This is a genomic window from Microvirga sp. M2, assembly GCF_047497095.1.
Classification (GTDB): domain Bacteria; phylum Pseudomonadota; class Alphaproteobacteria; order Rhizobiales; family Beijerinckiaceae; genus Microvirga.
In genome coordinates this window covers 3,973,211-3,987,112 of sequence record NZ_CP134063.1, presented here as the reverse complement: position 1 = coordinate 3,987,112, position 13,902 = coordinate 3,973,211, and the positions used below count along the sequence as shown (strand labels likewise).

The following is a 13,902-nucleotide window of genomic DNA, read 5'->3' as shown; positions in this document are numbered from 1 at the left end:
GCCCTCTGTCCTTTGTCCGGTGGAGTTCTCCCCGGCCTCATCGCCCGCGGTGGACCGACCGCTGCACGAGCATGGCGATAATGATGATGGCACCTTGAACCGCGCCCACGAGGAACTCGGAGACGAAATTCGACAGCACCATGATGTTGGCGACGAGTTCGAGGATCACCGCACCGACCACGGTGCCCCAGACGCGCCCCACGCCACCCTTGAGGGCCGTGCCCCCGATGACGACGGCGGTGATCGCCTGCAGCTCCCAGAGCAGCCCCGTGGTCGGCGTGGCGGAACCGAGGCGCGGCACATAGACCAGGACGGCGATGCCGACGCAGATGCCCTGGATGATGTAGGTGAGCGTGCGCACGCGCCAGATCGGCACGCCGGAATACCGCGCCACGTCTTCGTTGGAGCCGAGAGCCACCACATGGCGGCCGAACGATGTGCGATAGAGGATCAGCGCGCCGATGGCGGCGACGACGAGAAACGCGATGATCGGGACGGGAATGCCGAACACGCTGCCGAAATAGGCGGGCCGGTAGAGCTCGCGGAGCTCGAGATTGCGCAGGGTGATGGTGCCGCCTGCCGCGAGCCAGACCACGAGCGAGCGGAAGATTCCCATCGTGCCGAGCGTGACGATGAAGGGCTCGATGCGTCCGAACGTGACGATGAGGCCGTTTGCCAGTCCACAGGCGGCGCTGAGCGCGATGGCGGCCAGCATGCCGATCGCCAGCGTGCCCACATCGGCGCCGCCGAGCGTGTTCAGGGTCAGGATCATGACGCCCGCCGTGAGTGCCGCCATGGAGCCGACCGAGAGATCGAGGCCGCCGGCGGAGATCACGAAGGTGGCGCCGACCGCGATGATGGCGATGAAGGCCGAGCGGGTGACCACGTTCAGGATGTTCGAGGCCGTCAGGAAGTCGGGATTGATCATCGCGCCGGCCGCGGCAAGAACGATGAGCGCGATGAAGGGCGAGAGCGCCCGCATGTCGATCTTGATCTTGCGCTTCTCGGCGCTGGTGCGAAGCACGGTTTCGGTCATGCGTGGCCTGCGGCGATTTCCGCCGCCCTTTCTTCATGAACGCCGGTGGCGAGGTAAACGATGGAATCCTCCGACAGATCGGCCTGGTCGACTTCGCCCGCGATACGGCCGCCGCGCATCACCACGACCCTGTGGCAGAGGCCGATCAGCTCCTGCATCTCCGACGAGATGACGACGATGGATAGGCCGTTCTCGGCGAGCTGCGCGATGAAGCGGTAGATCTGCTCCTTCGTGCCGATGTCGACGCCCCGGGTCGGCTCGTCGATGATGATGATGCGCGGCTCCATCAGCATCATCTTGGCCAGGAGCAGCTTCTGCTGATTGCCGCCGGAGAGCTGGCCCGCCAGGAGTTCGCGGCTTCGGGTGCGAATGTCGAAATCCTTGATCGCTTCGTCGAGCGCCTGCTCCTCCGCGCCCACGTCGATGAAGGGACCACGGCTGAACTTGCCGAGGGCGGCCAGGGAGAGATTGACCCTGAGGTTCTGCTGCAGCAGCAGTCCTTTTCCCTTCCGGTCCTCCGAGAGATAGACGATTCCCGCCGCCATGGCGTCGCCCGCGTCGCGGAAGCGTACGCTCTGGCCACGGAGAATGATCGCGCCCTGGCTTGGACGCAGCCCGACGAGCCCCTCGAAAAGCTCGGTGCGGCCGGCACCGATCAATCCGCCGAAGCCGAGGATCTCGCCGCGCCTCAAGGTGAAGGAGGCGTTCTCCACATGACCGGGGACGGCCATGTCGCGCACCGACAGGATGATATGTTCGGAGGCCGTGGCGGGCTTGTCGGGATAGAGCTTCGACATGTCGCGCCCGACCATCAGGCGGGCCATTTCAAGGGGCTCCAAACCTTCGATGTCGCGGGTGGCGATGTGGCGGCCGTCGCGCAGAACGGTCACGCGATCCGCAATCGCCTTCACCTCGTTGAGGCGGTGGGAGATGTAGAGCACCGCCACGCCGTGGGAGCGCAGCTTCCGGATGATCGTGAAGAGGCTCTCCGCCTCGACGGGCGTGAGAACCGCAGTCGGTTCGTCGAAGGCCACGACTTTGTGCGGGACCAGGAGGGCGCGGGCGATCTGCACCAGCTGCCGGTCGGCGATGGAGAGGCGCCTTACCTCGCAGTCCGGGTCGATCCGGGCGCCGAGTTCCGCCAGGATCCCACGCGTGCGTCCGCGCATGGCCTTGTCGTCCACGAACCCGAAACGTCTGATCTCGCGGCCGAGAAAGAGGTTCTGCGCCACCGTCAGGTCTTCCGCCAGCAGGATTTCCTGGTGCACGAGAACGATGCCGTGGTTTTCCGCATCCGCGGGGCCGGAAAAGGCGATGGGCCGCCCGTCGAGGTGAAGACCGCCTTTCGTGGGAGCGATGTGCCCGGAGAGAATGCGCATGAGGGTGGATTTGCCCGCGCCGTTCTCGCCGATCACCGCATGGACCTCTCCCGGGTGCAGATCGAGCGAAATGCCGCTCAGCACCTCGTTGGGACCGAAGGATTTGGAAATGTTCTCTGCACGAAGAACAGGATCCATGCATGGCTCCGGGTAGACGACATCGTTCGCGGGCGCGGTTGCGTCAGCGGTATTCAGGCAATGCGGGACGGAGTGTTCAGTAGGACGTGGCGCGTGCTGGCAATCATTCCCTCCGACTTGTCGATACGTCCTCTGGCGGGACTTGAACGATCGATCCAGGAACATGCCGTTCTTTGGCAATGTCGCCATGTAATCGATTACATCGAAACTTTACCGAAACGGTTGCTTCTGTCAAACAGAACCAAGGTAGGGGAGGATCATGGACGAGAGCGGGCCCTCGGGCAAATCGAACGGCGCGGTCGTTTCCGGCAGTCGTGCCGTGCGTATTCAGGATGTGGCGCGGCTCGCGGAGGTGTCCACGGCGACGGTCAGCCGTGCGTTGGCCTCGCCGGAACGCGTGTCGCCGGAGGCGCGTGCCCGTGTCCTGGAAGCGATTGCAAAGACCGGCTACGTGCCCAATCCTGCCGCGCGCTCGCTCCGCTCCCAGAAGACCTACATGGTGCTCGTCGTCCTGCCGGATCTCGCGAACACATTCTTTTCCAGGATCCTGCGCGGCATCGAGGAGCGGCTGTTCGAGGCGGGCTACGGCATGATCATCAGCGATCTCGACGGGTCCCCCGAGAAGGAGGCCCATTTCGCAGCCTTCACGGCGGCGGGCCGCGTGGACGGCGCCATTCTCCTCAACGGGCATCTTTTCGGGCAGAACCGTGAGGGGAAGGGAGCGCCGGCCAGGATCGGCATTCCCCTGGTGGCGCTCTGTGAAGCCATTCCTTTCGCGGATATTCCTCAGATCGAGATCGACAACCGTGGCGCCGCCCGCCGCATGACGGGGCATCTCGCCTCGCTCGGTCACCGAAGCATCGCGTATGTGAGCGGGCCGCAGAACAACGTTCTCGAGCGGGAGCGCTTCCTCGGATATCAGGACGGTCTCGAGGCCGCAGGCTTGCCCTTCGATCCCGCCCTGGTGCTGCCGGGAGACTACACCATCGAATCGGGCCGGGCGGCGGGACAGGTTCTGGTGGCCCATTCGACGCGCCCGACGGCCGTGTTCTGTACCAGTGACGAGATGGCGATCGGATTGATGCGGACGCTGCTGTCGGCGGGGCTCAAGGTGCCGGGCGACATCTCGGTCGCAGGGTTCGACGATATCGAGTTCGCCGCCGTCGCGGAGCCGGCCCTGACCACGATTCGCCAGCCGCGGCGGGAGCTGGGCCAGACGGCCGCGGCCGTCCTCATCGATCTCCTGCAGGGGCGGCCGTCGCCCCTGCGGATCCGTCTCGAAACGGAGCTCGTCCTCCGGGACAGCGTTGCGCCGCTTCAGACAATGGAGAAAGCCCCTGCGATGACCACGAGAACCAAGGCAATAAAGCCCACATAGGCGTAAAGAGCCCTGCGGGAATCCCGGTGGGCGTAACGGTCCCTGGCATTGCCGTTCCGCCAGCGCGCGGATCCTTCATGGCGACGGGCGAGATCCACCTGATCCGGGCTCGGCGGCGTACCGGCAGCTTCATCATCCGTGCCGAGCGGAGACAATCCGGGGTCGAACGCCTCGTTCTTGTCGCCTGTGCGTCCGCTGTCGATGTCCCCTTTCAGCTGTGCCGAGGTGGAGCCCGCGTTCCTGGGTGGAGCATCCATCGGCTCGATGGTGTATGCGGGTGGGATATCGGTCGGGTTGGGGCTGTCTGAACGGGTGGACATCGAAACTCTCCCGGGCTCCACGACAGGGGAAACCATCGGGAATGCGCGAGGTTCCTCAGAGGCCGCTATCGGGCCCAACCCCTTACAGGACAAGAAAAAAGGCCGCTGTCGCCAGCGGCCCGAAGTTTAGGGAGGAAACGCCCAAGAAGGGCAGCGGCACTGCGACGCCAATCGCCGTGCTGCACTGCGATAGTTAGGATCTGTGCCGGCATTCCGCAAGATCAAAAGGTCAGCAAAGCTGCCCAATTTTTCGGCTTCCCGAAAGGCTGAGGCTGTCGGGAGGGGCTGGGCCTGTTTAAAATGGCCCGATCAAGGCCGATGCAACAACGATGCGCGAGGGCGCGATGCCGAAGCTGAACTCCGTTCTCGAAACCGCCCTGTATGTGGACGATCTGGCGCGATCCAAGGCATTCTATCGCGAGGATCTCGAATTGCCGCTCCTGCTCGAAAACCAGCGCATGTGCGCCCTGGATGTTGGAGGAAGCAGCGTCCTGCTCCTGTTCCAGCGCGGGGCGTCGGCACGGGACATGGCGACTCCGGGAGGAACGATCCCGGGGCACGATGGGCAGGGGCCGCTCCATATGGCCTTTGCCATCTCGCCCGAGGAGCTGACCGCGTGGGAGGCGAGACTGCGGGAACGGCAGATCCCGATCGTCAGCAAGGTCACTTGGTCGCGAGGCGGCGCGAGCGTCTATTTCCACGATCCGGACGGGCATGTGCTGGAGCTGGCGACGCCCGGGCTTTGGGCCACCTATTGATCGCTCGAAGCCCGGGCCGCCCGATTCAGGTCCAGATTCAGGTAATGACGCTCGGCTCTTTCCGCCCCGTCCGGGCCGCGATCTCGGCGATGGCGTTCGCCGCCTCGATCACGGGAGCCAGCACCTCCGCGGTCGGCAGATCATGGCGGTCGGGATTCGGCTCGAAACGTTCGAGATAGACCCGCAAGGTCGCACCCGACGTTCCGGTGCCGGACAGGCGGAACACGGCGCGGGCATCCTCCTTGAACAGGATGCGGATACCCTGTTTGGGCGTGACGGAGCGATCGACCGGGTCCGTATAGGCGAAGTCGTCGCATTCCTGCACCGTCAGGTCCCCGAAGCGCTGGCCGGGCAGACTTGCGAGCTTGGCCCGCAGGGCATCCATCAGCTCGTTTGCCGGTGCGGTTTCGAGTTCCTCGTAATCGTGCCGGGTGTAATAGTCGCGCCCGTAAGTGGCCCAATGCTCGCGCACGATCTCGCCCGCCGGCTTTTTCGTGACGGCCAGGATGTTGAGCCATAGCAGCACGGCCCAGAGGCCATCCTTCTCGCGAATGTGGTTCGAGCCCGTGCCCGCACTCTCCTCGCCGCAGATCGTGATCAGGCCCGCATCGAGAAGATTCGCGAAGAACTTCCAGCCGGTGGGGGTCTCGAAGAAGTTGATGCCGAGCTTCTTTGCCACGCGGTCGGCGGCGCGGCTCGTCGGCATGGAGCGCGCCACACCGGACAGGCCCTTCGCGTAGCCCGGCGCCAGGTGCGCGTGGCTCGTGAGGATGGCAAGGCTGTCGCTGGGCGTCACGAAGAGCCCGCGCGCCACGATCATGTTGCGGTCGCCGTCTCCGTCGGAGGCCGCACCGAAGTCGGGCGCATCCGGGCCCATCATCAAGTCCATCAGGTCATGGGCATGGACCGGGTTCGGGTCCGGATGATGTCCGCCGAAATCGGGCTTGGGCTCGCCATTGACCACGGTGCCGGCCGGTGCGCCGAGACGGCCTTCCAGAATCGCCTTCGCGTAGGGTCCGGTGATGGCGTTCAGCGCATCGAAGCGCATGCGGAAGCCGGAGCGGAACAGTTCGCCGACGGCATCGAAGTCGATGAGCTGTTCCATCAGCTCCACGTAATCCGCCACCGGGTCGATCACCTGGACGACGGTGTCGCCGACCTTGGTGTCGCCGATGCGGGAGAGATCGATGTCGGGCTGCTCGACGATCCTGTATTCGGTCATCGCGCTCGCCCGCTTGAACACGCCTTCGGTAAAGGATTCCGGTGCGGGACCGCCGTGGGACATGTTGAACTTGATGCCGAAATCGCCGTCGGGCCCGCCGGGATTGTGGCTGGCCGAGAGCACCAGGCCGCCGATGGCCTTGTGCTTGCGGATCACGCAGGACGCGGCAGGAGTCGACAGCAATCCCTTCTGGCCGACGAGGATCCGCCCGAAGCCGTTGGCGGCCGCCATCTTGATCGCGATCTGCACCACCGCTTCATTGAAAAAGCGACCATCGCCGCCGATGACCAGGGTCGAACCTTCCGAGCCTTCCACATTGTCGAAGATCGCCTGGATGAAATTCTCCACATAGCGCGGCTGCTGAAAGACTTTCACCTTCTTGCGCAGGCCCGACGTGCCGGGGCGCTGATCGGAAAACGGAGTTGTCGGAATGCGGGTAATCGCCATCGGTGCTTGCCACTTCCTCAATTCGGTTCTGGGCGGCCTGTTCTTGAAGCCCTCACGGCCCTGAAGAAACCCATCAGGAAGCCATTCTAGGGTCGCGCAGGTGAGATGCCACCGCCGAGATGAAGGTAAGATGAAGACCCTAGGGCCGAGCCGCGGCGGTCCCGCGCGCTCCGGAAACGTGGTTAATCGCGGCGAACGTCCTCCTGCAGGCCCCTGACAATTTGCCCGGTCCGGGACTCTCGTCCCCGGGCGCGCGCCATGCCATAAGGCCGCCGCAACTGCTTTAGGCCAAGGTCCATGATTCGCGTCGAGAACGTCAGCAAACAAAACAGCCACCGGATTCTCTTCATCGAGGCTTCTGCGTCCCTTCAGAGGGGCGAGAAGGTTGGACTGGTCGGGCCCAACGGCGCAGGCAAGACGACTCTTTTCAGGATGATCACCAAGCAGGAGCAGCCGGACGAGGGCCAGGTCTCCGTCGATCGGGGCGTGACGATCGGCTATTTCAGCCAGGATGTCGGCGAAATGGCAGGCCATAGCGCCGCGGCCGAGGTCATGAACGGGGCGGGACCCGTGAGCGAAGTGGCGGCCGAGCTGAAAGAGCTCGAAGCCGCGATGGCAGACCCCGACCAGGCAGGAAATTTCGACGAGATCATCGCACGGTACGGCGAGGTGCAGGCGCGCTACGAGGAACTCGACGGTTATTCCCTCGAGGGCCGGGCTCGCGAGGTTCTCGCCGGCCTCGGTTTCAGCCAGGAAATGATGGACGGCGACGTCGGCGCCCTCTCCGGCGGCTGGAAGATGCGCGTGGCGCTGGCGCGCATTCTCCTGATGCGTCCCGACGCCATGCTCCTGGACGAGCCGAGCAACCATCTCGATCTCGAGAGTCTCATCTGGCTGGAGGAGTTCCTCAAGGGCTACGACGGGGCGCTGCTCATGACCTCGCACGACCGGGCCTTCATGAACCGCATCGTCAACAAGATCATCGAGATCGACGGAGGTTCGCTCACGACCTATTCGGGCGACTACGAGTTCTATGAGCAGCAGCGCGCGCTGAACGAGAAGCAGCAGCAGGCGCAGTTCGAGCGCCAGCAGGCGATGCTCGCCAAGGAGATCAAGTTCATCGAGCGCTTCAAGGCGCGTGCCTCCCATGCGGCCCAGGTTCAGAGCCGCGTGAAGAAGCTGGAGAAGATCGAACGCGTGGAGCCGCCTAAACGCCGCCAATCCGTGGCGTTCGAATTCCTCCCCGCCCCACGCTCGGGGGACGATGTGATCAGCCTCAGGAACGTGCATAAGAGCTATGGCAGCCGCATCATCTACGAGGGCCTGGATTTCGCGGTGCGGCGCAGGGAACGCTGGTGCGTCATGGGTGTCAACGGCGCCGGAAAGTCCACGTTGCTGAAGCTGGTCGCAGGTGCCGCGGAGCCCGATGGAGGCAGTGTCACGATCGGCGCCAGCGTGAAGATGGGCTACTTCGCCCAGCATGCCATGGAGGTGCTCGAGGGCGACCGCACGGTGTTCGAGTTTCTCGAGGAGTCGTTTCCGCAAGCCGGACAAGGGTCGCTGCGCACGCTCGCAGGATGTTTCGGGTTTTCGGGCGACGATGCCGACAAGAAGTGCCGCGTGCTGTCAGGGGGCGAAAAGGCGCGTCTCGTGATGGCCAAGATGCTTTACGATCCGCCGAATCTGCTGGTGCTGGACGAGCCCACGAACCACCTCGACATGGCGACCAAGGAAATGCTGATCGAGGCGTTGTCGCGCTACGAGGGCACCATGCTCTTCGTCTCGCACGACCGCCACTTTCTGGCCGCCCTGTCCAACCGCGTCCTTGAGCTCACATCCGACGGTATCCAGCAGTATGGCGGGGGCTATACGGAATATGTCGCTCATACCGGCCAGGAAGCTCCAGGCCTGCGGCATTGAGAGGGGCTCGGAGCCGTGTCCTTTGTCGGGCGCGGCTTACCGGCCTTGGATCAGCTTCAGCCGGGAGCGCAGGGCCTCTTGGATATGCGCCCTCGCGAGCCTCTCGGCCAGATCGGGGTCGCGGGCTGCAATGGCCTCGATGAGCGCCCGGTGTTCCTCGGCCGCCGTCGCGGGCCTGCCTCCGACGCTGAAAGTCGTGGGGCCGAGAAGGGAAATTCCGTCCTGAAGCTCCTGAAGGGCGCTGTCGAGGTAACGGTTTCGGGCGGCACGGAAGATCGTCTCGTGAAACACTTGGTTGAGGCGCGCCATCTCGACGGAATCCTCGAAGTGCGTCTCGAAGGCTTCCTCGAGATCCCTGAGGGCATCGATCTCGGGTTGCGATGCATGCTGCGCCGCCAGGCGCGCTGCCGCACCCTCTAGAATTTCCCGCATGGCGTAGAGTTCCAGCACTTCGGCCGCTCCGAGACTGCGAACGATGAGGCCGCGGCCGCCTGCAGGCTCCACCAGCCCCTTCGCCATCAGTCGCCCCAAGGCTTCCCGAACGGGAGTGCGGCTGACCTTGAGCCGTTGCGCAACCTCCTCCTCCCGCAATCGGTCTCCCGGGCGGTAGATGCCTGCGCGCAAGGCCTGGCAGAGCGAGCGAAAGACGGCCTCGCTGAGAGGAATTCCGGTGTCCCGGTCGACCAGCTCCAAGCCGTTATGTACGTGATCCGACATCCACGCTCCTGTGGTCGATGCTCTGTTCTATGAAGCAAAGAAGATCATGCTTGACCAGGGCACTCATTTGGATATTTTTGTATACAAACGTGCGCAAAAGCTCAAGCCAGGCTTTTCTGCCGAACCCATGAGGATCCCTGCCGAGCGAAGGCCTGGCGGGGGTTATAATGATACGACTACAGGAGGTTGGGGCAGATGAAAGGTGGAGTTGCGCTGTTCTCTAGTAGGAGCATTGAATCGATCCCAAAAGCGGATGCCGCTTTCGGGTCCGATGCGCTAGCGCGGGATCTGCCATCGACGGCACAGCCGGACCCCGCATCGGCAGGTGCCGGGTTGCGCGATATTCCGGTCGAACTGACGCGCAATTACGACGTGCTCGTGATCGGCGGCGGCAACGCGGCGCTCTGCGCGGCCATCGGCGCGCGCCGGTCCGGCGCCTCGGTGCTCGTGCTCGAGGCCGCTCCCAAGTTCTATCGCGGCGGCAATACCCGCCACACGCGCAACATGCGCTGTGCGCACGACACCGCCACCGAGATCCTGACCGGCCCCTACACGGAAGAGGAGTTCTGGGACGATCTTCTGCGCGTGACGGGCGGCCAGACCGACGAGGACCTCGCCCGTTTCATGATCCGCGAGTCCAAGGAGATCCTGCACTGGATCGTCGAGCAGGGCGTCCGCTGGCAGCCATCCCTCGGCGGCACGCTCAGCCTCGGCCGGACGAACTCGTTCTTTCTCGGGGGCGGGCGGGCGATGCTCAACGCGCTCTACCGCACGGCGGAGGACCTTGGCGTCGACATGCTCTACGACGCGGAGGTCGTCGACATCGATATTCAGGACCGCAGGTTCCAATCGGCCACGGTCGCCTATGGCGGGCAGCGGCACCACGTGCGTGCGGCGGCCCTGGTCGCGGCGTCCGGAGGCTTCGAGGCCAATATCGACTGGCTGAAGCAGTATTGGGGCGACGTCGCCGAAAACTTTCTCATCCGCGGCACGCCCTATAACCGCGGCTCCGTGCTCAAGCTGCTGCTCGACAAGGGCGTGCAGCCGATCGGCGATCCGACCCAGTGCCATGCCGTTGCGATCGACGCGCGGGCGCCGAAATTCGACGGCGGCATCATCACCCGGCTCGACTGCGTCGTCTTCGGCATCGTGGTCAACAAGAACGCCGAGCGCTTCTACGACGAGGGCGAGGACATCTGGCCCAAGCGCTACGCCATCTGGGGGCGGCTCGTCGCAGCCCAGCCCGACCAGATCGCCTACATCATCTTCGATGGGCCTTCGCTCGAACTCTTCATGCCGTCGCTCTACCCACCCGTGAAGGCGGACAGCATCGGCGAGCTCGCGGATAAGCTCGGGCTCGCCCCGCAGGCGCTCGAGACCACGGTCGCGACGTTCAACCAGGCCGTTCGCCCCGGCACCTTCGACCACACGATCCTGGACGACTGCCGGACCGAAGGGCTGAGCCCGCCGAAGACCCATTGGGCAAGGCGGATCGAGACGGCGCCGTTCTATGCCTATCCGGTTCGCCCGGGCATCACCTTCACCTATCTGGGCACCCGCGTGAACAAGGAGGCCCGGATGCTCATGGCCGACGGCTCTCTTTCGGCCAACATGTTCGCGGCCGGCGAAATCATGGCCGGCAACGTTCTCGGCAAGGGCTATGCCGCCGGCATCGGAATGACAATCGGCAGCGTCTTCGGGCGGATTGCCGGACGGGAGGCTGCGAAGAATGCACGCAACTAAGGCTCTTGAAGAAGCCGACCGCCTCATGACGGTCTGCAACTCCTGCCGCTACTGCGAAGGATTGTGCGCGGTCTTTCCCGCGATGGAAATGCGGCGCGCCTTCTCGGACGGCGATCTCAACTATCTGGCCAATCTCTGCCACGGCTGCGGGGCCTGCTACACCGACTGCCAGTTCTCGCCGCCGCACGAGTTCAACGTCAATGTCCCGCAGACGCTCGCGAAGGTGCGCAACGACTCGTACAAGTTCTACGTCTGGCCGAGGGCGCTGGCGCCGCTTTTCGAGCGCAACGGATTGGCGATCAGCCTCATTGCGGCGCTCAGTGTCGGCATCTTCTTCTTCGGCCTGATGGCGATCAACGATCCGGCCGTCATGTTCGGCGTGCAGACGGGCCCCGGCGCGTTCTACCGGATCATGTCGCACAACGCGATGGCGGGCGTGTTCGGGGCCGCGTTCTTCTATGCGATCGCGGCGCTGATCATGGGCTTTCGCATGTTCTGGCGCGACATCGGCGAGACGCGGGAGACGCTGACGATCGGCGTCTCGGTCTGGCAGGCCATGAAGGACACCATGGCGCTGCGCTATCTCGATGGCGGCGGCCCCGGCTGCTTCAACGAGGACGAGCGGCCGAACGACCGTCGCCGCCTCTACCACCACATGACGTTCTACGGCTTCTTCCTGTGCCTCGGCGCGACCAGCACGGCGACCCTCTACCACTATCTTCTCGGATTGCAGGCGCCATACCCCTGGTACGACCTGCCGGTGGTGCTCGGGACGCTTGGCGGGATCGGGCTCGTCATCGGGCCGGCGGGCCTGATGTGGGCGAAACTCAAGCGCGATCCGGCCCTGCGGGACGAGAACGGGCGCGGCATGGAGATGGCGTTCATCGTCATGCTGTTCCTGGTGAGCCTGACCGGCCTGCTCCTCCTGGTTCTGCGGGCGACGCCTGCGATGGGCACGATGCTCGCGCTCCATATGGGCTTCGTGTTCGGCTTCTTCGTCACCATGCCCTACGGCAAGTTCGTTCACGGCATCTATCGCTTCGGCGCCCTCGTTCGCTACGCCAAGGAGCGCCGCGCGCTTCACGAGCCGACTCCATCGAAAGCCAAGGCACTCGGGATTCCCGGCGCCAAGGCGGGAGCTTGAAAAGGTGAGGGGCCGATCACGCTCCGCACGGTCTTTCGGAGCGCTCGGCACCTCACCATTCGTTGACATTGCAAGGCGATGCCGAGCGTCCTGGCTTGCGCCCTTCGGGCGGTCCTGGATTTCGCCCTTCAGGCGGACAGCAAAGGCCGAAGGTCGCTGACTTTTGGGAGTTGATCCAGTCGCAGCACGGTCTCGACGAGCGCACGACCTCGCTCCTCGCCGATAATCGGGATCACCAGATCGAGCGCCTTGGCCTCGATCTCGCTGCCGTCCATCGGATTCTCCGGAGTGCCGCGAACGGCTTTCGCATGATGACGGAGGCGGCGTCCGTCGGCGGTCTCGATCTCTACGATGGCCTGTCTTGCCGGGGTCGCGATCGTCAGTTCGGCGCTTGGAACGAGTTCGATCAATCTGCGGATAGCCAGAATGGCGGGATCGTTCATCCGGTCCCGATCATGGCAGCTCTCGAATGTGACTGTCCCATCGACCAGCACCAGGGCGGCAAGATGCTGTACGCAGACATCCGGCATTGTCCGGTTGTCGACGATATGGATGCGATCATCCGGCATCGTGATCGACACGCGCCTGACATTGTCGGCTTTGATGCCGTGCGTTCCGATCAGAGTCGCGGTCGCATCCAGGACGGCCTGGATCGGCGACCCCACACACCATTTCTTGATCGAGGCCCGCATGATCTCGAACCGGGATCCCAGGTCTTCTATCAGACAGGCGGGAGCGGGGTTCTCGCCGAATGCGGTGAACAGGTTGTGCTTTCCTGAGAATGGATCGTCCACGGCGGAGAAGCCGGCCGCCACCATGGTGGCGGCCGCCACTCCGTTGCGGGCGCCCATGCCGCCGAAGTCGAAGGCCTTCTCGACGTGCTCCGTGTCCCGCTGCCAGAACGGAATACCCGAGGCCTGTTGGGCCGAATAGGACAGGACATGGCGGACGCGGGTCGAATCGAAGCGCAGGAGCGCGGCCGCCGCCGCCGCCGCGCCGAAGGCAGGGCCCAGGCTGTGGGTGCTGTGGCGGGCGGTATCGGGCCGGCTGAAGCCGAGGGATAACGTCGTACGGGCACCGATGTCATAGCCGAGAGCGACGGCGCGCAGAAGGTCTTGTCCGCTGCGATCCTGCTGCTCGGCGATGGCGAGAGCCGCGGGAACGATGCCGCAGCCGGGGTGGAACCGTCCCGCGAGATGGGAATCGTCCGTCTCGTCCGCATGGCCTGCCATGCCGTTCGCCAGAGCTGCGCTGACGGCAGGCACGACGAGCGAGGTTCCGATCACCGTCGCTTCCGGCTTCCCGCCGGTAGCGGCGACGTAAGCGGCGGCGAGACGGCCCGCCCGGAGACGAGATCCCGACACGATCGCCGCGAGCGTATCCAGAATGTGGTGCTTCGTTTTGAGACTGACATCGACCGGCAATTCGCGGTCGTGAGAGCCCGCGATGTAATCCGAGAGGATCGCACTTTCGTGCGAGACCTCGGGCTTGGATGAGTCATGCATGAGACTGTCCTCTCGTTTCAGTGTGTATCCGTCGATGATGGCGCGTTCGAACCGACCAGAGGCGCCCGCGACCTGACCTCCTTCCCGTGCGGTCGGGCGCGGCGCCCCGATCGGGGCTGCACATCCGCTCGGGCCTGAGATCGTTTTGGGATTTACCTGGATCGTGAATGTCTCTAATGAATACTAATGTATCCA

The 13,902-nt window shown here is 64.3% G+C and carries 11 protein-coding genes; 5 read left to right on the top strand and 6 right to left on the bottom strand.

What is annotated here, in order from left to right:
• Positions 1 to 37: 37 nt before the first annotated feature.
• Together RE429_RS18935 and RE429_RS18930 are read right to left on the bottom strand one after the other, a co-directional pair.
• Positions 38 to 1,036, bottom strand: coding sequence for an ABC transporter permease (locus RE429_RS18935; protein WP_414472214.1), 999 nt, complete (start codon positions 1,034 to 1,036; stop codon positions 38 to 40).
• Complete coding sequence (locus RE429_RS18930) at positions 1,033 to 2,553, bottom strand: sugar ABC transporter ATP-binding protein (protein WP_414472213.1); 1,521 nt, start codon at positions 2,551 to 2,553, stop codon at positions 1,033 to 1,035. The genes RE429_RS18935 and RE429_RS18930 overlap by 4 nt, the downstream gene beginning before the upstream one ends.
• A 259-nt stretch (positions 2,554 to 2,812) precedes the next feature.
• Between RE429_RS18930 and RE429_RS18925 the strand changes: the two genes are divergently transcribed.
• On the top strand, positions 2,813 to 3,931 hold the full coding sequence (locus tag RE429_RS18925) for a LacI family DNA-binding transcriptional regulator (protein ID WP_414472212.1): 1,119 nt from the start codon (positions 2,813 to 2,815) through the stop codon (positions 3,929 to 3,931).
• Here the strand turns inward: RE429_RS18925 and RE429_RS18920 are convergent.
• A complete protein-coding gene (locus RE429_RS18920) occupies positions 3,871 to 4,251 on the bottom strand; it encodes a hypothetical protein (protein WP_414472211.1) in 381 nt (126 codons plus the stop codon). The two genes, RE429_RS18925 and RE429_RS18920, sit on opposite strands and share 61 nt — an antisense overlap.
• 344 nt (positions 4,252 to 4,595) lie before the next feature.
• Here RE429_RS18920 and RE429_RS18915 point away from each other — a divergent pair, with 344 nt between their 5' ends.
• A complete protein-coding gene (locus tag RE429_RS18915) occupies positions 4,596 to 5,009 on the top strand; it encodes a VOC family protein (protein WP_414472210.1) in 414 nt (137 codons plus the stop codon).
• A gap of 37 nt (positions 5,010 to 5,046) precedes the next feature.
• On the opposite strand, the gene RE429_RS18910 is transcribed toward RE429_RS18915, so the two are convergent.
• Positions 5,047 to 6,678 carry an alpha-D-glucose phosphate-specific phosphoglucomutase gene (locus RE429_RS18910; protein WP_414472209.1) on the bottom strand — a complete coding sequence of 544 codons (1,632 nt, stop codon included), beginning with the start codon at positions 6,676 to 6,678 and terminating at the stop codon, positions 5,047 to 5,049.
• Positions 6,679 to 6,975: 297 nt separating this feature from the next.
• Here RE429_RS18910 and RE429_RS18905 point away from each other — a divergent pair, with 297 nt between their 5' ends.
• On the top strand, positions 6,976 to 8,598 hold the full coding sequence (locus RE429_RS18905; RefSeq protein WP_414472208.1) for an ABC-F family ATP-binding cassette domain-containing protein: 1,623 nt from the start codon (positions 6,976 to 6,978) through the stop codon (positions 8,596 to 8,598).
• Positions 8,599 to 8,634: 36 nt separating this feature from the next.
• Here RE429_RS18905 and RE429_RS18900 read toward each other — a convergent pair whose 3' ends face one another.
• Positions 8,635 to 9,315: a GntR family transcriptional regulator gene (locus tag RE429_RS18900; RefSeq protein ID WP_414472207.1), complete on the bottom strand. Its 681-nt coding sequence runs from the start codon at positions 9,313 to 9,315 to the stop codon at positions 8,635 to 8,637.
• Between the two features lie 354 nt (positions 9,316 to 9,669).
• Here RE429_RS18900 and tcuA point away from each other — a divergent pair, with 354 nt between their 5' ends.
• A complete protein-coding gene (gene tcuA / locus RE429_RS18895) occupies positions 9,670 to 11,058 on the top strand; it encodes an FAD-dependent tricarballylate dehydrogenase TcuA (protein ID WP_414474255.1) in 1,389 nt (462 codons plus the stop codon).
• A complete protein-coding gene (gene tcuB / locus RE429_RS18890) occupies positions 11,045 to 12,202 on the top strand; it encodes a tricarballylate utilization 4Fe-4S protein TcuB (protein WP_414472206.1) in 1,158 nt (385 codons plus the stop codon). Before tcuA ends, tcuB begins: the two co-directional genes overlap by 14 nt.
• A gap of 128 nt (positions 12,203 to 12,330) precedes the next feature.
• On the opposite strand, the gene RE429_RS18885 is transcribed toward tcuB, so the two are convergent.
• Positions 12,331 to 13,707, bottom strand: coding sequence for an MmgE/PrpD family protein (locus RE429_RS18885; protein ID WP_414472205.1), 1,377 nt, complete (start codon positions 13,705 to 13,707; stop codon positions 12,331 to 12,333).
• Positions 13,708 to 13,902: the final 195 nt, after the last annotated feature.

What these genes read in the sequence shown, in the direction of transcription:
- RE429_RS18935 (WP_414472214.1), bottom strand. Translation starts at nt 1,036, where the DNA reads ATGACCGAAACCGTGCTTCGCACCAGCGCCGAGAAGCGCAAGATCAAG.
- RE429_RS18930 (WP_414472213.1), bottom strand. Translation starts at nt 2,553, where the DNA reads ATGGATCCTGTTCTTCGTGCAGAGAACATTTCCAAATCCTTCGGTCCC.
- RE429_RS18925 (WP_414472212.1), top strand. Translation starts at nt 2,813, where the DNA reads ATGGACGAGAGCGGGCCCTCGGGCAAATCGAACGGCGCGGTCGTTTCC.
- RE429_RS18920 (WP_414472211.1), bottom strand. Translation starts at nt 4,251, where the DNA reads ATGTCCACCCGTTCAGACAGCCCCAACCCGACCGATATCCCACCCGCA.
- RE429_RS18915 (WP_414472210.1), top strand. Translation starts at nt 4,596, where the DNA reads ATGCCGAAGCTGAACTCCGTTCTCGAAACCGCCCTGTATGTGGACGAT.
- RE429_RS18910 (WP_414472209.1), bottom strand. Translation starts at nt 6,678, where the DNA reads ATGGCGATTACCCGCATTCCGACAACTCCGTTTTCCGATCAGCGCCCC.
- RE429_RS18905 (WP_414472208.1), top strand. Translation starts at nt 6,976, where the DNA reads ATGATTCGCGTCGAGAACGTCAGCAAACAAAACAGCCACCGGATTCTC.
- RE429_RS18900 (WP_414472207.1), bottom strand. Translation starts at nt 9,315, where the DNA reads ATGTCGGATCACGTACATAACGGCTTGGAGCTGGTCGACCGGGACACC.
- tcuB (WP_414472206.1), top strand. Translation starts at nt 11,045, where the DNA reads ATGCACGCAACTAAGGCTCTTGAAGAAGCCGACCGCCTCATGACGGTC.
- RE429_RS18885 (WP_414472205.1), bottom strand. Translation starts at nt 13,707, where the DNA reads ATGCATGACTCATCCAAGCCCGAGGTCTCGCACGAAAGTGCGATCCTC.